Raw genomic sequence first — 24,950 nt, forward strand, 5'->3', positions numbered from 1 at the left:
ATAAAAAACAATGAAAAAAGTTTTACTTTGTCTATTGGGTATTGTGGTTATGACTATAGAGAATAGTATAACAAATTATATAAATATTTTTGGTATAAGCTTTAATTTAGTTCTTATATATGTGACTATAATTTCTCTTTATTTGGATGAATTAGAGGGTGGAATTATAGCAGCCATAATAGGGCTTATTAAGGACATAACCATTGGTGGAATTCTTGGTGTAAATGCATTAGTTTTGTTTGTTATTGCATATGCGATTGGGCACATGAGGGATCAACTATATAAAGGTAGCTATATTATTACTTTCGTTTTGGTTTTAATAGGAAGTTTAATTGATTCAATTGTCAATATAGGTACATCTAGTATAATCTATCAAAGCTATAGCATATCAACACTTTTAGTAAAGGGTCTACTAGTAGCACCAATAGTGAATAGTTTAATTGGTTTAATAATATATCGCTTGTCTAAAAGAGCAGTTTTAAAACTTAAAGAAGATTAGTTGGTGATTTCATGGAAGAAAATAAACAAGTTGATAGATTGAAAATAATGAAAATAGTCATAAGTTTGATATTTTTAGCTATTTTAGTAAAAATAGTCTACATGACTACATTTAAATATGAATACTACAATGAGTTAGCTGAAAATAAAACATATAAAAAATTGGCAATAGAAGCTCCAAGAGGAGAAATAAAAGACAGATATGGAAGATTGCTAGCAGGAAATAAAAATTTATTTACGGTTCAGGTTTCAGGTAACGATATTAATAAAAAAGATGCTAATAAGCGTTCAAGAGCAAATGAAATATCATTGAAGCTTATAAATTTACTTGAGAAAAATGGTGAAGAATATGTAGATGAATTTCCTATATATGTAGAAAATGGAAAGTACTATTATACATATGACAGAGAGATTAGAGAATATAAATCAGAAAATGGAATACCAAGTGATTATAATGCTAAAGAGAGTTTTTATTACTTGGTAGATAAACTTATATCAGCAGGAATCTTGTCTCAAGAAGATAAAAGGCTAGATGCAACAAAATTACAAGCAAAACTAAATGAAAATGGATACTATCCTCCTATTTTAGTTAGTAAATGGATGTTTACAGCAGAGAGAGATAAGAGAGATTGGTTGGCCAGTTATAAAATAAAAGAGACTAATTTAAGTGCTGAAAAAGCGTTTGAAAAAGTAAGAAATAGTGATGCATTTAAGATTGATAAAAGTTTAAGTAATGAAGATGCAAGAAAAATAATGGTTGTAAGAGACTTAATAAAATCAAAAGGATATTCTCAATATAATCCAGTAACAATTGCAAAAGATGTAGGAGAAACTACCATTGCACAGATTGAAGAAAGTGCTATGGACCTTGTTGGTGTTTCAGTAGCAGTTGAACCAGTGAGATATTATCCTAATGGAACTTTAGCTTCACATATGTTAGGGTATGTAGGAAAAATGCCATCAACTCAAATAGAATCATATCTACAAAAAGGATATAAAACAGGAGATATGGTAGGTCTTGCAGGAGTAGAAAAAAGTAATGAAAGCAAGCTAAGAGGAACTGATGGTTATAAAATGGTTAAAGTTGATGCATTGGGTAGAATCAGTAAAGAGATTGAATCTAAAAAACCTAAATCAGGAGATACTGTATACCTTACATTAGATAAAGATTTACAAGAGGTTTCAGATAATGCATTGAAACAGATAATAGAAGTTGCTTCAAAAGGAGGTACTTTTAAAAGTAAGTTTGGGGATAAGCCAATTAGTGCATATGCAGGAAAGGCACAATCAGCAGCTCTTATAGCTATTGATGTTAAAAATGGAGAAGTTTTAGCTTCATCAAGTTATCCTGACTATGACCCAAATAAATTTGCAAAGGGTATTTCTACAGAAGACTATAAAGCACTACAACCAAAGAATCCAAATGACTTACTAGCAGGAAGTCCACTATTAAACTTAGTTACACAAGGGGAATTCCAGCCAGGTTCTTCATTTAAGATGGTAACTTCAATGGCAGCTTTAGAAAATGGCCTAAATCCAAATTTCACTATAAATGACCCTGGAGTTATTATGTTAGGGAAAAAATCATTTGGGGACTATGTGTGGAACCATGGTAGAGGAAATCATGGTATGACAAATTTATATAAAGCTATACAAGAGTCTTGTAATATATATATGGCAACTATTGGTACAGGTAAGACATGGCCAGATGGAAAAAGTATTGGCATAGATATGAATGCAAATAAGATACTTGAGTATGCAAAATTATTTGGATTAGATGAAAATACTGGGCTTGAAGACGAAGTAGAAGAAAGAGCAGGTAAGGTGCCTAGTACAGAGGATAAATTAAAATCAACACAAGCATTGTTAAAATCAGCTTTAGATAGAGAAATGGCCAATGACTTTGTTGATATAACTAGAGATAAAAATCCTAAAGAATACGAAAAAAGAATCGATGAAATTGTAAGTTGGGCAGCTGAAAAGAAAACTCCTGGTAGAGTAGAAACAATGAATAGATTGAAAAAATTGGACGTTAAAGAAAATAGAGTGGAAGATGTAGCAGATATGGCAGTATTTAGTTACTTTAACTTTGCAAAATGGAGTACTGCTGATACATTCAACTTAGCTATAGGGCAAGGTGAAAATGCCTATACACCAGCTCAAATATCAAGATACGTAGCTGCTATAGCAAATGGAGGTAATTTAGTAGAATTATCTGTAGTTGATAGAGCTGTTTCAAGTGATTATTCATCAGTAAAAATCAATGACCAAAAGAAAGTAGAAAAAATAGCTTTCAAAAATCCTGATAATCTAAAGGAACTAACAAAAGGTATGAAATTGGTTGCGAGACAAGGTACAGCAAAAAGTGCTTTTGCTGATTTCCCAATAGATGTAGCAGCAAAGACTGGTACAGCTGAGAAAAGTGGTAAAATACCTACAGATAATGAATATGAATATTTAAAGAGTCATATGTCATCTTATAATGTTAATCTAAATGATGCAATTAAAATGGCTGATAAGATGAAGGCAGAAAAAGAAAAAGAACTTTCATTAGCTAAAGAAAAAGAAATAAAGAAAAAACTAGAAAATAAAGATTTAAAAGACGAAGAAAGAAAGAAATTAGAAGAAGAATTAGAAGATGGAGTAAAAGTTAAATTAGAAGATACTGATAAAGTGAATTCTTCATATTTAAGAAAAGCTATAAAAGAATTAAATCCAAAAATAACAGATGACCAAATAGATAAGTTTAAAGCAGATTATGGTTCTTTTACATGGACTGTTGCATTTGCACCAGCAGATGACCCAGAAATAGCTGTTGTATGTGTAATTCCTCAAGGAGATTCAAGTGTATTCTCACTTTTACCAACTAGAGAAGTTATTGGAACATATATGGGATTAGAGCCAACTAATGGCAAAAAAGACAACAAGACGGATGATGTTAATAATTCTTCTGACGAAAATATAAATTTCGAGTCACAAATCAATAGATAAGCTAAATCCATTTATAAACTTTAGCTTTATGTAGAAAAAATAAAAGGGTTTAAAGCGCATTTGAAGAATATAAATGATATATCACTCTGGAGGTTGTTATGTCTTTAAGAGAAATTTGTAGTCAAGAACTAGTAGAGTTCAAGGGTAATAAAAGAGGGATAATAGTAAATATAAAAAGAGAAGCTCCATTTGAAGAAATACAAGAAAATATAATAAACAAATTGGAAGCATATGTTGGTTTTTTTAATGGTGCTAAAATTAGTAAAATTAACAGTGATTATTTAACTGACATGGAGATTCTAGAATTAAAAGAAGGAATTACTTCTAGATTTGATGTGGAATTTGTTGAAGATCAAAAAATTGAAGAAAATAATAATTTTCAAACAAAATATGTCAATACCCTAAGATCTGGTGAAAATATTGAATTTGAAGGTGACGTAGTCATATTAAATGATATGAGACCTGGTTCAAAGGTCATTTCAAAATCAAATACAGTTGTTATGGGAGATATAAATGCTGGTGCTAAGGTTGTAGCAGGAGGAAATGTTTTTGTAATGGGGAAAATAGAAGGTTTTGTGCATGCAGGTTCAGAGGGTAATGAGTTTGCCTATGTTGTTGCTGGAAATCTTAATCCAAAAATATTGCAAATAGCAGATAATATTGCAGAAGCTCCAGATGATGAAGAAAATTATGAAATTGAATCAGAAATTAGCCCAGAAATAGCCTTTGTGAGTAATGGAAGAATTGTAATCGAAAGCTATTTGTCAAAGTTGGACAAATAGAAAGAAAAATAGGGGGTAGTATTATGAGCGAAGTTATAGTTATAACATCCGGTAAAGGTGGAGTTGGAAAAACTACTACCGCAGCAAACTTAGGAACTGCGCTAAGCCTAGAAAATAAAAAAACTGTAGTTGTAGATGCAGATATTGGACTTAGAAATTTAGATGTAGTAATGGGTCTTGAAAATCGAATAGTTTACGACATAGTAGATGTTGTTGAAGGAACTTGTAGGCTTAAGCAAGCTCTAATAAAAGACAAAAGATTTGATAATCTATATTTATTACCAGCAGCACAAACTAGAGATAAAAATGCTGTATCAGTTGAGCAAATGGTTGACCTATGTGAAAAATTAAAAGAATCTTTCGAGTATGTAATAATAGACTGCCCAGCAGGTATTGAACAAGGATTTAAAAATGCAATAGCAGGTGCAGATAGAGCTATCGTGGTTACAAATCCAGAGATATCAGCAGTAAGAGATGCAGATAGAATAATAGGTCTATTAGAAGCAAATGAAATAAAAGAAATAAGATTAGTTATAAATAGAATTAGAAATGATATGGTTAAGCGTGGAGACATGATGGACAAACAAGATATAATAGAAATACTAGCAATAGATTTATTAGGTCTTGTTCCTGATGATGAGAGTATAATTATATCAACAAATAAAGGGGAACCAGCAATACTTGATTCAAAATCTCTTGCTGGTCAAGCATACAAAAATATCGCAAAAAGGATACTAAATGAAGAAGTTCCTCTACTTGAACTTGAAGTTGAAGATGGATTCTTTGGTAGACTAAAAAAAATGTTTAGCATGGCTAAGTAGCAAAGGAGGATACATCTGTGTTAGATTTATTTAGAGTTTTTTCTAACGAAGCTAAAACTAGTAAATCTGTTGCTAAAGAGAGGTTAAAACTAGTTTTAGTTCATGATAGAGTAGATTGTTCACCACAACTTTTAGAGATGATAAAAACAGATATTTTAAAAGTAATAGCCAACTATGCAGAAATAGAAGAAGATGGCCTTGAAATAAAAATGTCTAAATGCAGAGGTGAACATGATGACAAACCTGTATCTGCATTAGTTGCTAATATACCATTAAAGAATATTAAAGATAGATGTATGTAATTAGTGCTTAAAAGGGGGATATCCTTATTGGTATATGCCCCTTTTATTTAATTATGTGTTTAAAGATAGAAAGACGGTGATTCTTTGAAAAAAATCAATATTAATTATAAGTCGACAATTAAGTTGATAAAACAGTTAGACTGGAAACTTATAGTTACAGTATTAGCTATCTTTATTTTTGGACTTGTTATACTTAGTAGTGCAACACATGCTAATTCTACAGGTTCATATGAGCAATTACTTAAGCAAGGACTAGCTTTTGTGCTTGGAATAGGAATGATTATAGTCATACTATTTTTTGACTATAATCTTCTAGGAAGGTACTATAAAGCTCTTTATATAATAAGCCTTGTTTTATTAGCTCTTGTTTTATTACCTGGAATTGGTGTAGAAAGAGCTGGAGCAAGGTCTTGGTTAAATTTAGGTCCACTTGATTTGCAAACATCTGAAATAGTCAAATTAACATTTGTACTTAGTTATGCAAAGATACTTGAGACAAAAAAGGATAAATTAAATACATTAAAAGAAGTTATACCTGTTGTAGTTTATTCTCTTCCATTTATTGGATTACTACTTGCTCAACCAGACTTAGGAACAGGAATTGTATTTTGTTGTATGGTATTTGCAATGCTGTTTACAGCAGGTCTTAGTTCTAAGCTAATAAAAAGAGGAATAATAATACTATTGGTATCAATGCCATTGATGTATTTAATGATGGCAGACCATCAAAAAGTAAGAATAGAAGCCTTCCTAAATCCAGAAGATATAACATTAAAGGGAAACTATCAGGTTATGCAATCTTTGATAGCAATAGGCTCTGGTGGTATGACTGGAAAAGGTCTATATAATGGAAGTCAGAACCAAGAAGATTTCTTACCAGTACAAGACAGTGACTTTATATTTGCTGTTGTGGGTGAAGAACTTGGTGTAATAGGAATGGCAGTGCTTATAATCTTATTTGCAATATTTCTATTACGGATTTTAGCAATTGCAAGAGATGCTAAGGATTTTTATGGAACCCTCATTGTAGTTGGTGTTATGGGTATGTTTGCTTACCAGATAATCCAAAACATTGCTATGACTGTTGCGTTAATTCCGGTAACAGGAGTAACATTACCTTTTGTAAGTTATGGAGGAAGTTCACTATTAACATCTTTAGCCAATTTAGGATTAGTACTAAATGTTTGTATGAGAAGAAAGAAAATAAATTTCTAAGTGTAAGACTTCTAAACATAAATTGAGGAGATTGAGTATAATGAATATAGCATTAGTAGCACATGACCAAATGAAAAATACTATGGTAGGATTTTGTATAGGTTATGAAGCGATTTTAAAAAAATATGGACTATATGCAACTGGAACTACAGGAAAAAGAATAATGGATGAAACTGAATTAAAGATTACTAGATTGGCATCTGGACCTTTAGGCGGAGACCAGCAAATAGGTTCTTTAATAGTGACACAAGAGATAGATTTAGTTATTTTTTTGAGAGACCCACTTACATCTCAACCTCATGAAACAGATATACAAGCTTTGATAAGACTTTGTGATGTGTACCACGTTCCAATAGCTACAAATCTAGCTTCTGCGGAAATATTTATAAAAGCTCTTGATAGGGGAGAACTATCATGGAGAGAAGTTAGGAAGAACAAAAGTCAGCGTGTCTAATAAAAATAAATAGTATATAAAATTAGAGGTAGCTAAAATAGCTACCTCATTTTAATTTGCTCTATAAGATAAAAACTCTAATATAAGTTTTTTATATAATTTGAATGATGGACTATAGATATATGTCATTTAAATAAAAATAACTATTTAACTAATTTTGCAAATTTTGCACCAAATTCCATACATTCGTTTAATGTTTCTTCACTAGGGAAGAATTTTTTCTTAAGAGATTCTACAGGCATTTTGAATGTCATAGCTTTAAGTAAAGTTTCAGCCATAGTTATACCTTCACCACTCCAACCAAATGAACCAAATACTCCTGCTATCTTACCTTGATTAGCCATTGGGTCTATAACAGAGAATAAATCCCACATAGGTTTAACCATTGTTTTGTTTATAGTTGGAGAACCTAATAGTATTACTTTTGATACTACTAATGTATCATGCATCTCTGTCAATGTCATATTTTCTAAATCATATAATTCAGCTTTTGCACCTTCTTTATCAAGTCCTTCTTTTATCTTTTTAGCCATTTCTAAAGTATTGCTATAAGCTGATAAGTAGAATATAGAAACTTGATTTTGATTAGTTGTATTAATAGCTTCTGTAGACCACTCAACATATCTCTTTACAGCCGCCATTGGGTCTTTAGTAAGCATTGGACCATGAGAAGTCAATATAGTATCAAATTCTATGTTCATTCCTACAACCTTATCTACAGCACTTAAAACGTGCTTAGCAAATGGCTTAACTATGCAATCATAGTAATGTTTAGCTGATTTTAGATAATCTTCACTGTTTACCACTTCTGCATCAACACTTGCAAAGTGGCAACCAAATGCGTCACAAGTTAAAAGAGTCTTGTCCTCTTCAATGTAAGTAAACATTGTATCAACCCAATGTAAGAATGGAGCAGTTATAAATTTAAGATTTCTCTTACCGATATTTAAAACTTCACCATCTTTTATTACATGACAATTAAAAGGTCTATTTATTTGACCATCTAAGTATAATTTAGCAGCTTTAGTACAATAAACTTCTATATTAGGATTTAAATCTAATAAGTATTTTAAACTACCAGCATGGTCTGGCTCTGTATGATGGACTACAACATAGTCAATTTTAGCTATATCAGTAACTTCTGATAAATTACTTAGAAATTCATCCTTAAAATTTGCTTTTACTGTGTCAAATAAAACCGTTTTTTCGTCCTTTATTAAGTAAGAATTATAAGTTGTCCCAAACTCAGTTTCCATTATTATGTCGAATACTTTTAAACCTTCATCTACTACGCCAGTAAAGTAGATATCTTTTTTTACTTCAAAAACTTTACTCATTTTTAACCCTCCTAAAAATTATCATTATATAAATAACATACCCCATTTTGAGGTTAGTGAAACAAAAGATGTCATTATAAGTCACTAAAAACATAGTTTTATGTTTATAATATATCATATTTAGTAAAAAATCTGTATTTTAATAAAAATTTAATAGAAAATATTATTAAATATTTTTAGATATCCTATTTTGTGAATAATATAGCTTTTAAATTCAATATTTTAGTTATATTTTTGATAGAAAATATTTTATCGTGTATAATATTACTTATAAATAAGAATAAAAATAAAGAACTTGTTTGGAGGAATTTTAATAAATGAATAAAGTAGACTTAAAAAAAATCTTAAAAAAAGTAGAAAAGCCTGCTAGATATCTTGGGAATGAAATAAATTCAATTCATAAAGATACTAGTAATAGTGAATTGATAAGATATGCACATTGCTTTCCAGACCTGTATGAAGTTGGTATGAGTCATCTAGGGAGCCATATATTATACGATGTAATAAATAAAAGTGAAGATGTATTTTGTGAGAGAGTGTATTCTCCTGCTGTTGACATGGAAAATATAATGAGAGAAAAAAATATACCATTATTTGCATTAGAGTCAAGAGAGCCTATAACAAACTTTGATTTTGTTACTTTTACACTTCAATATGAACTTTCATACACTAATATCTTAAATATATTAGATTTAGCTAATATACCAATATTAAAAGAAGAAAGAAAATTGGAAGACCCATTTATAATGGTTGGTGGTCCTTGTGCTTATAACTCTGAACCTTTAGCAGATTTTGTAGATGTAGTAATATTAGGTGAAGGTGAAGAAGTTAACTTAGAAGTAGTAAATGAGTATAAAGAGTGGAAGAAAAATAAAACAACTAGAGATGATTTTTTATACAGAATATCAAGTATAGAAGGAGTATACATACCAAGTTTTTATGATGTTAAATACAATGAAGATGGCACAGTTCAAAGTGTAACTCCTAATAGAGAAGGGATTATTAAGAGTCCTACTAAGAGGATAATAAAAGATGTTGAAACTGTAGATTATCCAGAAAAATTAATAGTACCTTATATAGATACTGTTCATGATAGAATAGTGTTAGAATTGTTTAGAGGCTGTACAAGAGGATGTAGATTTTGTCAAGCTGGTATGATATACAGACCAATAAGAGAAAAGAGTGTTGAAAGACTTAAAGAGATACTTGACAAATTAGTTAAAAATACTGGATATGATGAGATATCATTATCATCACTTAGTACAAGTGATTATAGTAAGTTGTCTGAGCTTACTGATTATTTAGTAGACGAATATGCATCTAATAATATAGGAATTTCACTTCCATCACTTAGATTAGACAATTTCTCAATGGAGATTGCTGATAAAATACAACAAGTAAGAAAGTCTGGACTTACTTTTGCTCCAGAGGCAGGAACTCAGAGACTTAGAGACGTTATAAATAAAGGTGTTACAGAAGAAGACTTAGAAAATGCAACAAAAAGAGCTTTTGAAATGGGATGGAATAGTGTTAAACTATATTTTATGATTGGATTGCCAACTGAGACTTATGACGATTTGGATGGAATAGCCAAATTAGCTTATAAAGTTATTGATATTTACAGAAATGTAAATGGAGGAAAGCTAAAGAGAAGCTTTGGTGTTACAGTAAGTACATCTACATTTGTACCAAAACCATTTACACCTTTCCAGTGGCATGGTCAAGATACGACAGAAGAAGTAGTTGATAAGCAAAGACATTTAGTCAATAAATTGAGAAATAACAATATAAAATATAACTACCATGATTCAAAGACTAGCTTAATGGAAGCTGTAGTAGCTAGAGGAGATAGAAAGATAGGAAAAGTTATATATGACGCATTTAAATTAGGTGCAAAATTTGATGGCTGGGCAGAACACTTCAGTTTAGATATATGGAAGGAAGCTATGGAAAAAAACAATCTTTCTATAGATTTCTATGCACATAGAAATAGAGGGTATGAAGAGGTATTCCCTTGGGACCATATAGATGTAGGTGTAAGTAAAAAATTCTTGATTAGAGAAGATGAAAATGCTAAAAAAGAAAAAATCACTTCTGATTGCAGACATAATTGTAATGGTTGTGGAATAAATATACATGATATAGGAAGGGGGCTTTGTTAATATGAGTAAAATAATGAGAGTCAAATTTAAAAAAGAAGGTGATATGATATATATATCACATCTTGACCTTCAACGATTATTACAAAGAGCATTTAGGAGAGCTGAAATAAATTTATCGCATTCTCAAGGATTTAACCCTCATCCTAAGATGAGTTATGGTAATGCTTTAGCATTAGGAATAGAAAGCCAAGGCGAGTATGTAGATATTGAGATAGAAGATGATTTATCGGTAGATGAGTTTTTAGGTAAAGTGTCAGTTCAACTTCCAGAGGGGATAGAGTTTATTAAAGCAAAGGAAATTGATAGACAGACACCTTCTCTTTCTTCTGTGATAGATTATGGAGAGTATCTGTTTAATATAGATTTAAAAAGACCTTTGACTAAAGAATTTGTAAAAAGAAAAGTAATTGACTTTATGAATAATAAAGAAATAATCATAACAAAAAAGAATAAAAAAGGAAAAATGGTTGAAGTTGATATAAGACCTATGATAAGAACTTTTGATGTTTTAAATTTAGAAGATGACCATATTACTCTTACGGCTACTATAGCTACAGGCTCAAAAACTAATTTAAATACTAATATACTTATTCCTAAAATGTTAGAGATGTTTGAACTGGATATTGACCCATTAGAAGTTGATATATTGAGAAGAGATTTATATGTATTAGAAGATGGGGAATTAGTGACTCCTATGTAAGTTCGTGAGAGGTGAAGTTGTGAAGAAGATAGTTATTGAGTCCTTAATAGGGTCTCAGAAAACAGCAGTGCTTGAAGATGGAAAGTTAGTAGAACTTTTTGTTGAAGATAATTTAAATAAAAAAACTGTATCCAATATATATCGTGGAATTGTAAAAAAAGTTATACCAGGAATAGAAGCATGTTTTGTAGATATTGGATTTAAGAAACTTGCTTATTTACAGTTAAAAAAAGAAAGTACCATAAAATCTGGTCAAGATATTTTGGTTCAAGTAAATAAAGAAGAAATTGGTACTAAGGGTGCAAAATTAAATACTGAAATTAGTATATCTGGAAGGTATATTGTTTATATACCTTCCAACGACAGAACGACTATATCAAATAAAATTACTGATGAAAGAGAAAGATTTAGATTAAAAAAAATTACCAAAGCAGTGAATAAAGAAAATTTGGGGTTAATAATAAGAACTGAAGCTCAAGGATGTACTCATGATGAAATAAAAAAAGATATAGAAGAGTTGAAGTTGAAGTATGATAATATTTTAAAAGAATATAAACTTGGTATAGGACCAAAGTTATTATATAAGTCCTTAGATTTTGCAACTAAATATGTAAAAGATAATGTAAATGATGAGATTGAGTCTATAATTACCAATAATTATGATAAATATTGTGAATTAAAACCTACTTTGAAGCTTATAAATAATGATTATATTGATAAATTATGCCTTGAAGAAAATAAAGATGTATTTGATTTATATAGAATAGAATCTCAAATAGAAAAATTATTAAATGAAAAAGTATGGTTAAAGAGTGGTGGTTATTTAATAATAGAAAAGACAGAAGCTCTTACCGTTATAGATGTAAATACAGGTAAGTTTGTTGGAACTGGTAAACTTGATGATACTGTTTATAAAACAAATATTGAAGCTGCAAAGGAAATTGTAAGACAACTTAGAATCAGAGATATAGCTGGAATAATAATAATTGATTTTATTGATATGTATAAAAAGAAATATCAAAATGAGGTATTACACATATTAGAGGAAGAGTTTAGTAAAGATAAGAGAAAAGCTGAAGTGTTAGGCATGACAAAACTTGGCTTAGTGGAAGTTGCAAGAAGAAGAGAAAAAGAGTCTGTTGATAAGTATTATTTAATGGCTTGCCCATGCTGTGATGGAATGAAAGCTATAAAATCTATACATCATATAGTAGATAGTGTCGAAAAAGAAATTATGAGAATAAGTGAGCATACAGTTTACAAAAACATAATAATAGAATTCAATGATTTTGTTTTTAAACAAATAAAAGAGGATTATATGGATATAATTGATAAAATTGGTGAAAAATATAATATAAAAATTTCTTTAAACGCAAACAGCGCATTAAAACACAACAAAACAAATGTTATTTTTGATAAAGTAGTTGACAATAAAATGTAAATATTTTATAATTAATAATTGTAATGCCGCACAGTAAAGGTCTAAATCTTCTAATGAAGTACCTTGTACTGGCGAGTTTGAGGCCGAGGAGGTGTATTTAATGTACGCTATAGTAAAGACTGGTGGAAAGCAATATAAAGTTTCTGAAGGTGATGTATTATTCGTTGAAAAGTTAGAAGCTAACGCAGGTGATGTTGTTACTTTAAACGAAGTATTAGCTTGCTCTAAAGATGGAGAATTAAAATTAGGTTCTCCAGTAGTAGAAGGAGCATCTGTTCAAGCAAAAGTTGTTGAGCAAGGTAAAGCTAAGAAAGTTATAGTTTTCAAGTATAAAGCAAAAAAAGATTACAGAAGAAAACAAGGACATCGTCAATCATACACTAAGATAGTTGTAGAAAAAATCAACGCTTAGTTATTGGACTAGTTATGATAAAGGTTAAATATTATTATAATGATGATTTCTTGTTGCAAGGTTTTTGTTTAAAGGGACATGCTGATTTTGCTGAAATAGGCTATGATATAGTCTGTGCTGCAGTTACGTCTAATGCTATTGCAGTTATAAACTCTTTAGACAAGTTACAAAAGATTGAATTTGAAAAAGTAGTAGGAGAAGAGGGGCATATCGAATGTATCGTTAAAGATACATATCTAAAAGATGCACAGTTATTACTAAATCACTTTCAATTAGCGGTTGAAGAAATTAAACGGGAATACCCAAAAAATATAAAAATTTTAAAAAAGTAGGGGGTGACTCCATATGTTAAACATGAATTTACAATTATTAGCATCTAAAAAAGGGGTAGGTTCTTCTAAAAATGGTAGAGATTCTATATCTAAAAGATTAGGTGTTAAGAGATTCGATGGGCAATTAGTAACTGCTGGAAGTATAATAGTTAGACAAAGAGGAACTAAAATACATCCAGGAACTAATGTTGGAAAAGGTAGCGATGATACTTTATTTGCATTAGTTGATGGTACTGTTAAATTCGAAAGAAAAGACAAGAAGAGAAAAAAAGTTAGTATATATCCAGTAGCAATAGCTGAGTAATATACATAAAAGGAGTGTTGAGGCACTCCTTTTTCTTATAATACTGATGAATTTATAATAGTATTTTTGGTAATGCTAATTAAAAGTTTTCAATTAAGTAGGTGAAGAATTTGTTTATAGATAAAGCGAGAATATTTGTTAAAGCTGGAAATGGTGGAAATGGTTCGGTAGCATTTAGAAAAGAAAAATATGTTCCAGCTGGTGGGCCAGATGGTGGAGATGGTGGTCGTGGAGCGAGCATCATATTTGAAGTTGATTTAGGTCTTAGAACATTAATGGACTTTAAATACCAGAAAAAATATCAAGCTCAACATGGTGGCGACGGTAGCAAAGGTAAAAGAGCTGGTAAAAATGGAGAAAGCTTAATATTAAAAGTACCAGCAGGTACAGTAGTAAGAGATGAAGCGACAGGTCTTGTATTAGCAGATTTAAAGAAAGAAGGAGATACAGCAGTAGTTGCAAAAGGTGGTATAGGTGGTAAAGGTAATCAACACTTTGCAAATGCAGTAAGACAAGCTCCGGCTTTTGCAAAGTCTGGTACAGATGGAGAAGAAAGATGGATAACTCTTGAACTTAAAATGATAGCAGATGTAGGTCTTTTAGGATTTCCAAATGTAGGGAAGTCAACATTTTTATCAGTTGTAACTAAAGCTAAGCCAAAAATTGCAAACTATCATTTTACAACATTGACACCAAATTTAGGTGTTGTTCAAACTAAGTTTGGAGATAGTTTTGTATTGGCAGATATACCTGGAATTATAGAGGGTGCTTCTGAAGGTATAGGATTAGGTCATGAATTCTTAAGACATGTTGAAAGAACTAAGGTATTGATACATATTGTAGATATATCTGGACTAGAAGGTAGAGACCCGATTGAGGATTTTGACAAAATAAATGATGAGCTTAAATTATATAATGAGAAGCTTTCAACAAGACCTCAGGTTGTAGTTGCAAATAAATTTGATATATTGGAAGATGAAAGCCAATTTGAAAAATTTAAGGATGAATTAGAAGGTAGAGGATATACAGTATTTAAGATGTCTGCAGCAACTCGTCAAGGAATAGATGATGTAATTGCCTATGTTTCTAAAATGTTAAAAGAAGTAGAAGATGTGGAATTAGTTTCAGAAGAAGAAATGTATAGACCAGAACTTGATATTGGAACAGAGGAAGAATTAAACATAGATGTTGAAGATGGTGTATATGTAGTTACAGGTAAGGCACTTAGAAGAATAATGTATTCTGTGAATTTTGATGATATGGAATCACTTCAATATTTCCAAAAAGCTATGGAAGGTCAAGGTGTATTTGACAGGCTTAGAGCGATGGGAATTGAAGATGGGGATGTAGTTAGAATTTACGAATTAGAATTTGAATTTTACAATTAATTTTGATATAGAATTATAGAGGTGATAATATGTTAAAAGGAAAGCAAAGAGCATATTTAAGATCTTTAGCAAATACTTTAAAGCCTACTACACAAATTGGTAAGGAAGGCGTTACAGAAAGCTTTTTAGAGCAATTAGAGGATATGCTAAGAGTTAGAGAACTAGTAAAGGTTACTATACTAGAAAATGCAGGTCTTGATGCTAAAGAAACTGCTAATGCAGTATGTGAAGCTTTAAGAGCAGAGTTTGTTCAAGCTATTGGTTTTAAATTTACTATTTACAAGAGAAATATTGATGAGCCTAAGATACTTTTCCCAGGGCATGAGCAGGCAAAAGCTAAGGTTAAAAATAACAATGTTACAAAAAAAGGTAAACCAACTAAAAGAGCAGTTAGATAATTAATTAGATTATTTTAGAAATAATAAGTTAAAAAATATAGTGACAATTGGAAAAAATTGTATTATACTATTAACAATAAATTTAAATTAGCAATCTTATCAAGAGAGGCAGAGGGACTGGCCCTATGAAGCCCGGCAACCAGTATATTTTAATATACATTGGTGCTAAATCCTGCAGCAATTACGCTGAAAGATGAGTATAAACCCGTCATATGGCTTGAGTTTATACTCAAGCTTTTTTAATTGGCATATTTATATATATAAATAAATTAATATAATCAAAAATGATGGGGGTATGTAACAGTGAAGATAGGAATATTAGGGTATGGAACAGTAGGAAGTGGATTAATAGATTTAATAGAGAATAATACTTCAAAAAGAGAAATAGAAATAGTTGGAATTTTAGTTAAAAATAAAGAGAAGCATAAATCAAAGAGATATTTTGATAAGGTAACAACAGATATAGAAGATATATTTAACAAAGATATTGATATATTAGTCGAAGTAATTGGAGGGCTAAATCCAGCTCTTGATTATGTAACAAGAGCTCTAAATAAAAAAATACATGTAGTAACAGCAAATAAAGATTTATTAGCTGAAAGAGGTAGTGACCTTATAGAGCTGGCTAACTTAAATGATGTTAGCATTAAATTTGAAGCATCAGTAGCAGGTGGTATTCCAGTTTTAAAGCCATTAATAGAATCATTAGAAGGTAATAGTATAAAAAGTATAAATGCTATTTTAAACGGAACATGCAACTTTATATTATCAAAGATGTATGATGAAAATTTACCATATGATGTAGCTTTAAAACAAGCACAAGAGTTAGGCTTTGCAGAAGTTAATCCTGATGCAGATGTTTTAGGATATGATAGTGCTAGAAAATTATCTATATTATCTACTTTATCTTATGGGAAAATAGTATATTGGAAAGATTTGTTATTAGAAGGAATAACTTCAATAGATGAAAAGGATATAGAATATGCTAAGAAATTAAATTGTAAGATAAAATTAGTTGCTAGAAGTAAATATGAATTGGGTGAAGTAAGTGGATTTGTTAGACCAGCATTGGTGGATAATGATAATATGCTATCTAAAATAGATAATGAGTTTAATGTAGTAATTATAGTGGGAGACTCAGTAGGAGAACTTTCTTTTGTAGGTAAGGGTGCTGGAAGAGGTGCAACAGGAAGTGCTGTTTATGCTGATATCATAGATATAATAGATAATAGGAGTTCAAATATAAAGTCTTTTTCAAAAGGTAAATTGGATTTGAGTGGGCTTATAGAAGATGAATGTAGTGCGGTAGTCAGATTTAGTGAATATAATAGAGAGGGCATTTTAAAATGTTTAGATAAGTATGTAGATAGCTATAATATTATAGATGAAGAAGAGCTTGCTATTTTTGTAAATGCAAAATCAGAGCATGAAATTGACAGGTTCTTAGAAGATGTAAAAAGAAATGACTATAGTAAGTCAGTTAGAAAACTATTAAAAGTAGATTAAAACATCTATGTAATGATTGTAAAAATTTAAAGGTGAAGAAAAACAAACGTTTATTTTGTTTTTCTTCACCTTTTTAACATCTGGTGACTTAATAAGATAATAGAAAAATAGATAGATTATAACATTTTACTTATTCAATAAAAAAATTTTCACTAGCCTCGTTAATAGCTTGCTGGGTTACCCTTATATATCGCTGTGTAGTGGCTACAGAACTATGGTTTAAGAGTTCCTTAACTAATTCTAAGTTATTGTTACTCTTTTCAAATTGAGTAGTAGCGTAGAGCTTTCTAAAGCTATGTGTGCTTATGTTATACAAATTTAAGTATTTACAAATTATCCTCAATTGTTTCTGGATAGCTTTTGTCTTTATATTTACTAAGTAGTCATCTGATTTAAGATTATACTTTCTTGCATGTTCATTTATAGATTCAATTATATTTTTGTTAACAGGTCTATACTGTAGTTTACCCGTTTTTTTTTCGTTTATTTCCAACATATTACCTTTAAAATTACCTATTTTTAATCTTAAAATATCTGATATTCTTAGACCTAAATTAGCTTCTAACATTAGTGCTAATGCAACCTTAGGATTCTTTCTAAATCTTTTTTCAACGCCATTTTCACTATAAATAAAGCCCGTATGTAGTAGTTCCATTATCTTTTTATATTCGTCTATTTCTATAGGTCTTGTTGCCATTTTCAACCACTCCTCTTAGTTTGATTTGATAAGTTTAGGTCGGTATTTATTATATAATATAAATGAAATATTATATATTGGAAAAATATACCAATTAGTTTATATAAGTGTACTATATGTGATTAAGGAGAATTTTTGAAAAATATTGTTATAAAAAATTATCAAATTGTGATGAAGTAACTATGATGATAAAGTAATTAAAAAGGTTATTAAGATTATGACAAATATAATTAGAAAATGGAAGCGTTTAGTTAATTTTTATACATTTTATTTTTTTCGAAATAAGTTTTTTATAAAAAAAGTATTTTTATATCTAATCAATTTTCCGCTTGTAGATAAATTTCTCATGTGTTTTTTAGCAACAAATAAAGCTGAAATTAAGTAAATTATTATTATAATTTGAAGAATCGTGTCATAATAGCTAATATAATAGAACCAAATTAGATTATTATATATGATATTATATGTATCAGCAAAGCTAGAAACTAATACAGTAGAATTTGCAATAGGATAAAGTATAAAAATAAATAAACCTGCTAAAAGTCCATGTGCAAACTTACTTAGTATGTATAATTTTAAGTCTATATCTGTTTTTGATAAAAATGTACAACATTGAGCTAGTATAGATAATCCACTAAATCCTATCAGAAAACTAGCTAAAGATGCTCTGAGGATTTCTGGGGCACTTGTTATACTAGATACCTTATTACAACCAATTGTGATTTCAAATAGACCACTTACAAATGCTTGACAGAGTTCCTTGTTGACACCTAAAAGTGAAAGAGGTAAATATATAACTGATGCTATTAATGAGATTACATTAAATAGTGATAGTATTTTAAATACTACCGAAAAAACAATTACAAATCCACCAACTGTAAGTAATGTATTTACTCCATTAAAGACAGCATTTCCAAATAGAACAAAAAACCCATTACCACTAGAACTTCTAATATTAATTGTGTTTTTTATGTTTGTTTTTAAATCTAATTTTGTCTTTGGAAGATTTTCATTTCCATAATTTCTAAAAAAAAGACCAACCAATATAGTTCCCAAGTAATGACATAAAATCATCAAGTAACCTAAATTTGAATTTTGAAACATACCTGTACCAACTGAGCCTATTATAAATAAAGGTCCTGATGTAGAACAAAAAGATACAAGTCTTTGGGCTTCATACTTAGAAATCTGTTTATTGCTTCTAAATTCAGAAGCTAGACTTGCTCCCACTGGATAACCAGATACTGCTGATATTGCAAAAGCTAAAGCACTTTTTCCTGATACATTAAACACAAGTCTAGTTATGGGATTAATAATAAACCCTATAATATCTACTATTTTTAAATCGACAATTAGGTTTGCACCAATTATAAAAGGGAGTAGTGATGGGACTAGAACATTAGACCATATGGAAAAACCCTCTCTTGCAGATTTTATAGCTTCATTTGGGTATAAAATAATGCCTAAAACTAGAACTCCAACTATGATAGCAGGAGCGAAAAAACCAATAATTTTATTTTTTTTCATAATATCACCTGTAAATTTGAGTTATAAGATATTATATTAAAAGTAACAAAAATATATGAATCTAATAGCTTAAGATATATAATAGATATATATAACAACGACTACTACATGGGAGGGAAAAATGTTTAATAGTATAGCTAGTAAAAAAGTTTATGAACAAGTAATTGAGCAAATTCAACATAAGATATTAAATGGAGAGTTAAAAAAGGGTGATAAACTACTGTCTGAAAGAGAATTGTCTGAACAAATGAATGTAAGTAGAACCTCTATTAGAGAAGCTATCAGAGTTTTGGAAACTATGGGTGTGATAGAAAGCAGACAAGGTGAGGGTAATTTTATATGCACAAATATAGACAAAACTTTAATAGAGCCTCTATCTATGATTTTTAAACTGAATAATGGTACACTTGAAGACATACTAGAGCTTAGAATAATTTTAGAAATTGAGATTGCAAAACTTGCTTCAAAGAGAATAACTTCTTCTGAATCTATAGAATTAAAAAGTATAATAGATGAAATGAGAATAGAAACCAAGAAAAAAGATAATAATCAAATTTTGGTTTTATTAGATCAAAAATTTCACAGCAAATTGGCTACAATAAGTAAAAATTATTTAATTCAAAGTCTTTTTATAACAGCATCAAAATTGTTTGATGGATTTATAGAAGATGCAAGAGAGAAGATAATTGCAGAACCTTTAAATGAAACTATCTTACTTAAGCAACATGAAGCTATATATAATGCGGTTATAGAAAATAATACGGAACTTGCACATGAAAAAGCGAAAGAGCATATGAGATTTATAAGCAAAAACTACAGAAAAAATGAAAATTAAAAGTTTGTTATAAAATAAATTATTCTTGCAAATAGAAGATAATGGTACTATTATATAAATGTAAAACTGGTATGACCACATACCAATTTTATAGTTTATTATAATGGGAGATTAAAAATGGTAAAGTTAAAAGTACCTTATTCAAAGCAAGGAATGATTTTAGAAATACCTAACAAACGTTTTCTTGGTGTCTTGGAATCAAAGTCGGATAATTATGTAAAACATAAGACGCAAGAAGAAATAGTTGAAGAATCCATGAATAATCCAATAGGCTCTTTATCATTGGAAGAGTTAGTTAAAGGAAAAAAGAATGTAGTTATAATTACAAGTGACCATACGAGACCTGTTCCAAGTAAAGTAACTATGCCAATTATTTTAAGAAGAATCAGGAAAGCTAATCCTAAAATTGATGTGAAGATTATAGTAGCAACTGGTTTTCATAGGCCAAGTACAAGAGAAGAATTAGTTTATAAGATGGGAGAAGAAATTGTAGATAATGAAGAAATAATCATGCATATATCTACTGATGATGAAGCTATGTGCAAGGTGGGTGTATTACCTTCAGGTGGGGATTTATATATAAATAAACTTGCATATGAGGCAGAACTTTTAATCGCAGAAGGTTTTATAGAACCGCATTTTTTTGCAGGTTTCTCAGGAGGAAGAAAAAGTGTACTCCCAGGAATAGCCTCTGCAAAAACTATAATGTATAACCATTGTAGTGATTTTATAGATAGTGACAATTCGAGAACTGGAAAATTAAAAAATAATCCTATTCATGAAGATATGGTATATGCAGCTAAGGTTGCTAAACTAGCATTTATATTGAATGTTGTAATAGATAAAGAGAAAAAAGTAATAGCATCATTTGCTGGTGATGTCGAAAAAGCACATACCAAAGGTTGTGAATTTGTAACAGAGCTTTCAAAAGTAAATTCCATAAAGTCAGATATTGTAGTGAGTACAAATGGTGGATACCCATTAGACCAAAATATTTATCAAGCAGTTAAAGGTATGACAGCAGCAGAGGCTACATGTAAAGAAGGTGGAGTAATAATAATGATTGCAGCATGTAATGATGGTCATGGAGGTCAATCCTTTTATGAAAATGTAGCAAACGCAGATTCTCCAAAACAACTTTTAGAAAAAATTAGGAGTGTTGGCAGATGTGATACAATTCCAGACCAATGGGAATTTCAGATATTAGCAAGAATACTATCTAAGTATACTGTAATAATGGTAACAGATAAGTGTAGTCCTGAAATGATAAAGAAAATGCATATGAAACATGCATTTAATTTTAAGGATGCTTTAGATATGGCTACTAATATAGCTGGTGAAGATAGTAAAGTTACAGTTATACCTGATGGAGTATCAGTGATAGTTAAATAAAAAAGGGGTGTAGTTTATGGAAATTTTGACATGTATTAAACAAGTACCTGGAACAACCGCAGTAGAGGTTGATGAATCCACAGGTGTACTAAAGAGAGATGGAGTAGATTCAAAAATGAATCCTTATGATTTATATGCTTTAGAAACAGCACTTAGAATAAAAAAAGACACAAAAGCGAATCTAAAAGTACTTACTATGGGTCCTCCACAAGCAAAGAAGGTAATAGAAGAGAGTTTTATGATGGGGGCAGATGAAGGAGCTTTAATAAGCGATAGAAGATTTGGAGGAGCAGATGTCTTGGCAACTTCTTACACTATATCGCAAGGCATTAGAAAAATGGGTAGAGTAGACTTAATAATTTGTGGAAAACAAACCACTGATGGTGATACAGCACAGGTTGGACCTGAAGTAGCTGAGTTTTTAGATATACCTCATGTAACTAATGTTACAAAATTAATTGAAATCAAAGAGAAAAGCATAGTTGTTGAAATAGATATGCCAAATGATTTACAAGTATGTGAAATTGAGTATCCTTGTTTGATAACAGTAGAAAAAGATATTTTTCAACCAAGATTGCCTTCATTTAAGTTAAAGCTAGAGACTAGAGAAAGAAAAATACCTGTGTACAGTCTAGATGATTTTGAGGACAAGGACGAAAATAATTATGGATTAAATGGTTCCCCTACTCAAGTTGTAAGAATATTTCCTCCTAAGCCAAATACAGATAAAAATATTATGAGAGGAAATGCAGAAGAGTTAAGTACTGCACTTATAAATAAATTAGAGGAATTAAAATTAGTCTAAGGGGGAAGAAGAAATGTCAAAAATAGTTGTAAATCAAGATAAAATAACTGATTTGAAAAGCGTACTAGAAATTTGTCCTTTTGGTGCTATAGAAGAAAAATCAGGTAAGGTAGAAATAAGTGCTGGCTGTAAGATGTGCAAATTGTGTGTCAAAAGTGGACCCAAAGGTGCATTTGAATTTATAGAGAGTAATAAAGCAAAAATAAATAAGGATGAATGGAAAGGAGTGGCAGTATATGTAGAACATCATAATGGGAATATACATCCTGTAACATATGAACTTATAGGGAAAGCTCGTGAAATGGCATCAAAAATAAAGCAACCTGTATATTGTGTATTTGTAGGAAAAGGTATAAAAGATAAATGTAAGAATCTTATCTCTTATGGTATTGATGAAGTATTTGTATATGATGAAGATGAATTTAAAGAGTTTAGGATAGAACCGTATGCAAAAGCAATAGAAAACTTTATAAATAAAATAAAACCAACAATAATGTTGGTTGGTGGAACTACATTAGGTAGGTCATTAGCTCCAAGGCTTGCTGCTAGATTTAAAACAGGGCTTACAGCAGATTGTACAATACTTGATGTGCAATCAAACACTGATTTAGACCAAATAAGACCAGCATTTGGTGGAAATATAATGGCTCACATAAATACACCTAATAATAGACCTCAATTTGCCACTGTAAGATATAAAATATTTTCAGCTCCAGAAAAGGTAGAAAATGCAACAGGAAAAATAACTTTATGTGAAATAGAAAAAAAAGAGTTAAAATCTAAGATTAAAGTACTGAGTGTAAAGGAAAAAAGTAAAGAAGTTGGTCTTGAAGAAGCAGAAGTAATAGTAGTTGCAAGTAGAGCAATAAAGAAACAAGAAGATATGGATATGATATATAAATTAGCTGACAAGTTAAATGCTCAAGTAGCAGGAACAAGACCGATTATAGAAGCAGGTTGGATAGATGCTAAAAAACAAATAGGTCTTAGTGGTAGAACTGTCAAGCCTAAATTAATAATAACTTGTGGTGTATCTGGAGCTGTTCAATTTGTTGCAGGAATGCAAGGAGCTGATTATATAGTAGCTATAAATAAAGATGATAAAGCACCTATACTAGATGTAGCACACTTAGCTTTAATAGGAGATATTTATGATATTATTCCTAAATTGATTAAAAAAATAGAAAATAAAAAAGATGATAAGCAAATATATGTGGCATCAGCAGCTGAATAGGGGGATAGAAATGTATAAATCAATTGATAAAAAAGATATAAATTTTTTAATAGATATTTGTGGAGATGAAAATGTAGTAGTTGGAAGTGATATAAATGAAGATTTTTCACATGATGAACTTGGAGGAATAGAAAAATATCCTGAAGTTCTAGTAAATGTGCTTGAAACCGAACAAGTATCTAAAATAATGAAATATGCATATGAAAACAATATACCAGTTACGCCAAGAGGACAAGGAACTGGTCTTGTAGGAGCTGCTGTTGCCATAAATGGTGGAATAATGATTAATCTATGTAAAATGAATAAAATACTTGAGGTTGATTATGAAAATCTAACATTGACAGTAGAACCAGGAGTTTTGCTTATGACAATAGGTCAATATGTTCAAGAGAGAGATTTATTTTATCCACCTGACCCAGGTGAGAAGAGTGCTACAATAGCAGGTAATATAAATACTAATGCAGGTGGAATGAGAGCAGTAAAATATGGTGTTACAAGAGATTATGTTAGAGGTCTTGAAGTAGTATTACCAAATGGAGAAGTTATAAATATAGGGGGAAAAGTAGTTAAAAATAGTTCTGGATATAGCATAAAAGATTTATTAATAGGTTCAGAAGGAACTCTAGGAATAGTTACAAAGGCGATATTAAAATTACTTCCTTTACCAAAGAAAAGTGTAAGTTTACTTATACCTTTTCCAAATTTATCAATGGCAATAGAGACTGTTCCTAAAATAATAAAATCAAAATCAATACCAACAGCCATAGAATTTATGGAAAGAGATGTAATATTGGCTGCGGAAGAATTTTTAGGTAAAAAGTTTCCAGATAATACATCAGATGCTTATCTTCTACTTACGTTTGATGGAAATAGTATTGAAGATATAGAAAAAGAATATGAAAAAGTCGCTAATCTGTGTTTAGAAAATGGAGCATTAGATGTATTTATATCAGATACACAAGAAAGAAATGATTCTATCTGGTCAGCCAGAGGGGCTTTCTTAGAAGCTATAAAGGCATCTACAACAGAAATGGATGAATGTGATGTCGTTGTACCAAGAGACAGGGTAGCAGAGTTTATAAGATATACTCATGAGCTTCAAGATGAGTTAAAAATAAGAATAAAAAGTTTTGGTCATGCAGGTGATGGAAATCTACACATATATATATTAAAAGATGGTATGGATGAACATACTTGGAAATCAAGATTAAAAGAAACTTTTGACTGTATGTATAAAAAATCTAGAGAACTTAATGGTCAAGTCTCAGGTGAACATGGTATAGGATATGCAAAAAAAGAGTATTTACATGAATCAAACTCAGATGCCTATATGATGTTAATTAAAAATATAAAAGTAGCTTTTGCAATATCAGCAGTATCTGGTTATCCAGTGGGAGCAAGTCTAGCTTCTGAATTT

At 30.2% G+C, this 24,950-nt stretch carries 24 protein-coding genes and 1 riboswitch; of the genes, 21 read left to right on the forward strand and 3 right to left on the reverse strand.

All coding sequences use genetic code 11. The annotated features are described in order from the left end of the window. Positions 1 to 10: 10 nt before the first annotated feature. From mreD to KGF52_RS08980, 7 genes are all read left to right on the forward strand, one after another. Entirely contained in the window at positions 11 to 499 is a 489-nt protein-coding gene (gene mreD / locus KGF52_RS08950) for a rod shape-determining protein MreD (protein ID WP_227434076.1), read from the forward strand. A gap of 11 nt (positions 500 to 510) precedes the next feature. Then, entirely contained in the window at positions 511 to 3,489 is a 2,979-nt protein-coding gene (locus tag KGF52_RS08955) for a penicillin-binding transpeptidase domain-containing protein (RefSeq protein ID WP_227827072.1), read from the forward strand. A gap of 98 nt (positions 3,490 to 3,587) precedes the next feature. Continuing rightward, positions 3,588 to 4,271 carry a septum site-determining protein MinC gene (gene minC / locus KGF52_RS08960; protein WP_227434078.1) on the forward strand — a complete coding sequence of 228 codons (684 nt, stop codon included), beginning with the start codon at positions 3,588 to 3,590 and terminating at the stop codon, positions 4,269 to 4,271. Between the two features lie 23 nt (positions 4,272 to 4,294). Beyond that, the gene (gene minD / locus KGF52_RS08965) at positions 4,295 to 5,092 is read left to right on the forward strand and encodes a septum site-determining protein MinD (RefSeq protein ID WP_227434079.1); all 798 of its coding nucleotides are present in this window, start codon (positions 4,295 to 4,297) and stop codon (positions 5,090 to 5,092) included. A 17-nt stretch (positions 5,093 to 5,109) separates the two neighbouring features. Further along, the gene (minE, locus tag KGF52_RS08970; RefSeq protein WP_054273171.1) at positions 5,110 to 5,394 is read left to right on the forward strand and encodes a cell division topological specificity factor MinE; all 285 of its coding nucleotides are present in this window, start codon (positions 5,110 to 5,112) and stop codon (positions 5,392 to 5,394) included. A gap of 84 nt (positions 5,395 to 5,478) precedes the next feature. Then, positions 5,479 to 6,609, forward strand: a complete 1,131-nt coding sequence (rodA, locus tag KGF52_RS08975; RefSeq protein WP_227839879.1) for a rod shape-determining protein RodA — start codon at positions 5,479 to 5,481, stop codon at positions 6,607 to 6,609. 40 nt (positions 6,610 to 6,649) lie between these two features. Next, the gene (locus tag KGF52_RS08980; protein WP_227827075.1) at positions 6,650 to 7,063 is read left to right on the forward strand and encodes a methylglyoxal synthase; all 414 of its coding nucleotides are present in this window, start codon (positions 6,650 to 6,652) and stop codon (positions 7,061 to 7,063) included. A 143-nt stretch (positions 7,064 to 7,206) separates the two neighbouring features. Here the strand turns inward: KGF52_RS08980 and KGF52_RS08985 are convergent, their stop codons facing one another. Next, a complete protein-coding gene (locus KGF52_RS08985) occupies positions 7,207 to 8,400 on the reverse strand; it encodes an FprA family A-type flavoprotein (protein WP_227839886.1) in 1,194 nt (397 codons plus the stop codon). A gap of 317 nt (positions 8,401 to 8,717) precedes the next feature. Here KGF52_RS08985 and KGF52_RS08990 point away from each other — a divergent pair, with 317 nt between their 5' ends. The 9 genes from KGF52_RS08990 (at position 8,718) to KGF52_RS09030 (ending at position 17,043) form a co-directional block, all read left to right on the forward strand. Next, positions 8,718 to 10,562, forward strand: coding sequence for a TIGR03960 family B12-binding radical SAM protein (locus tag KGF52_RS08990; RefSeq protein WP_227839888.1), 1,845 nt, complete (start codon positions 8,718 to 8,720; stop codon positions 10,560 to 10,562). 1 nt (position 10,563) lies between these two features. After that, a complete protein-coding gene (locus KGF52_RS08995; RefSeq protein WP_227839890.1) occupies positions 10,564 to 11,262 on the forward strand; it encodes a TIGR03936 family radical SAM-associated protein in 699 nt (232 codons plus the stop codon). 19 nt (positions 11,263 to 11,281) lie between these two features. Continuing rightward, the gene (locus tag KGF52_RS09000; protein WP_227839892.1) at positions 11,282 to 12,703 is read left to right on the forward strand and encodes an Rne/Rng family ribonuclease; all 1,422 of its coding nucleotides are present in this window, start codon (positions 11,282 to 11,284) and stop codon (positions 12,701 to 12,703) included. A 100-nt stretch (positions 12,704 to 12,803) separates the two neighbouring features. Continuing rightward, positions 12,804 to 13,115, forward strand: coding sequence for a 50S ribosomal protein L21 (gene rplU, locus KGF52_RS09005; protein ID WP_003419082.1), 312 nt, complete (start codon positions 12,804 to 12,806; stop codon positions 13,113 to 13,115). A gap of 14 nt (positions 13,116 to 13,129) precedes the next feature. Further along, on the forward strand, positions 13,130 to 13,447 hold the full coding sequence (locus tag KGF52_RS09010; protein ID WP_227839894.1) for a ribosomal-processing cysteine protease Prp: 318 nt from the start codon (positions 13,130 to 13,132) through the stop codon (positions 13,445 to 13,447). Between the two features lie 13 nt (positions 13,448 to 13,460). Further along, positions 13,461 to 13,751, forward strand: a complete 291-nt coding sequence (rpmA, locus tag KGF52_RS09015) for a 50S ribosomal protein L27 (protein ID WP_003419086.1) — start codon at positions 13,461 to 13,463, stop codon at positions 13,749 to 13,751. Positions 13,752 to 13,861: 110 nt separating this feature from the next. Further along, positions 13,862 to 15,139, forward strand: coding sequence for a GTPase ObgE (gene obgE / locus KGF52_RS09020; RefSeq protein WP_227839896.1), 1,278 nt, complete (start codon positions 13,862 to 13,864; stop codon positions 15,137 to 15,139). 29 nt (positions 15,140 to 15,168) lie between these two features. Continuing rightward, the gene (locus tag KGF52_RS09025; protein WP_227434088.1) at positions 15,169 to 15,537 is read left to right on the forward strand and encodes a YhbY family RNA-binding protein; all 369 of its coding nucleotides are present in this window, start codon (positions 15,169 to 15,171) and stop codon (positions 15,535 to 15,537) included. 93 nt (positions 15,538 to 15,630) lie between these two features. Further along, positions 15,631 to 15,737: riboswitch (SAM riboswitch) on the forward strand. Between the two features lie 103 nt (positions 15,738 to 15,840). Beyond that, positions 15,841 to 17,043: a homoserine dehydrogenase gene (locus tag KGF52_RS09030; RefSeq protein WP_227839898.1), complete on the forward strand. Its 1,203-nt coding sequence runs from the start codon at positions 15,841 to 15,843 to the stop codon at positions 17,041 to 17,043. 130 nt (positions 17,044 to 17,173) lie between these two features. Here the strand turns inward: KGF52_RS09030 and KGF52_RS09035 are convergent, their stop codons facing one another. Both KGF52_RS09035 and KGF52_RS09040 read right to left on the reverse strand, forming a co-directional pair. Then, the gene (locus KGF52_RS09035; protein WP_227434090.1) at positions 17,174 to 17,740 is read right to left on the reverse strand and encodes a tyrosine-type recombinase/integrase; all 567 of its coding nucleotides are present in this window, start codon (positions 17,738 to 17,740) and stop codon (positions 17,174 to 17,176) included. A gap of 267 nt (positions 17,741 to 18,007) precedes the next feature. Next, positions 18,008 to 19,267 carry a nucleoside recognition domain-containing protein gene (locus KGF52_RS09040; RefSeq protein ID WP_227839900.1) on the reverse strand — a complete coding sequence of 420 codons (1,260 nt, stop codon included), beginning with the start codon at positions 19,265 to 19,267 and terminating at the stop codon, positions 18,008 to 18,010. A 121-nt stretch (positions 19,268 to 19,388) separates the two neighbouring features. Here KGF52_RS09040 and KGF52_RS09045 point away from each other — a divergent pair, with 121 nt between their 5' ends. The 5 genes from KGF52_RS09045 to KGF52_RS09065 form a co-directional block, all read left to right on the forward strand. Next, positions 19,389 to 20,102, forward strand: a complete 714-nt coding sequence (locus tag KGF52_RS09045; RefSeq protein WP_227839901.1) for a FadR/GntR family transcriptional regulator — start codon at positions 19,389 to 19,391, stop codon at positions 20,100 to 20,102. 117 nt (positions 20,103 to 20,219) lie between these two features. Further along, entirely contained in the window at positions 20,220 to 21,494 is a 1,275-nt protein-coding gene (gene larA, locus KGF52_RS09050; RefSeq protein WP_227839902.1) for a nickel-dependent lactate racemase, read from the forward strand. Positions 21,495 to 21,510: 16 nt separating this feature from the next. Further along, on the forward strand, positions 21,511 to 22,299 hold the full coding sequence (locus KGF52_RS09055; RefSeq protein WP_227839903.1) for an electron transfer flavoprotein subunit beta/FixA family protein: 789 nt from the start codon (positions 21,511 to 21,513) through the stop codon (positions 22,297 to 22,299). A gap of 13 nt (positions 22,300 to 22,312) precedes the next feature. Then, positions 22,313 to 23,533 carry an FAD-binding protein gene (locus KGF52_RS09060; RefSeq protein WP_227839904.1) on the forward strand — a complete coding sequence of 407 codons (1,221 nt, stop codon included), beginning with the start codon at positions 22,313 to 22,315 and terminating at the stop codon, positions 23,531 to 23,533. A 10-nt stretch (positions 23,534 to 23,543) separates the two neighbouring features. Then, the coding region (locus KGF52_RS09065; RefSeq protein ID WP_227839905.1) for an FAD-binding oxidoreductase at positions 23,544 to 24,950 on the forward strand (1,407 nt) is incomplete at its 3' end.

This window comes from Clostridioides sp. ZZV15-6597, from assembly GCF_020657815.1.
Taxonomy (GTDB): domain Bacteria; phylum Bacillota; class Clostridia; order Peptostreptococcales; family Peptostreptococcaceae; genus Clostridioides.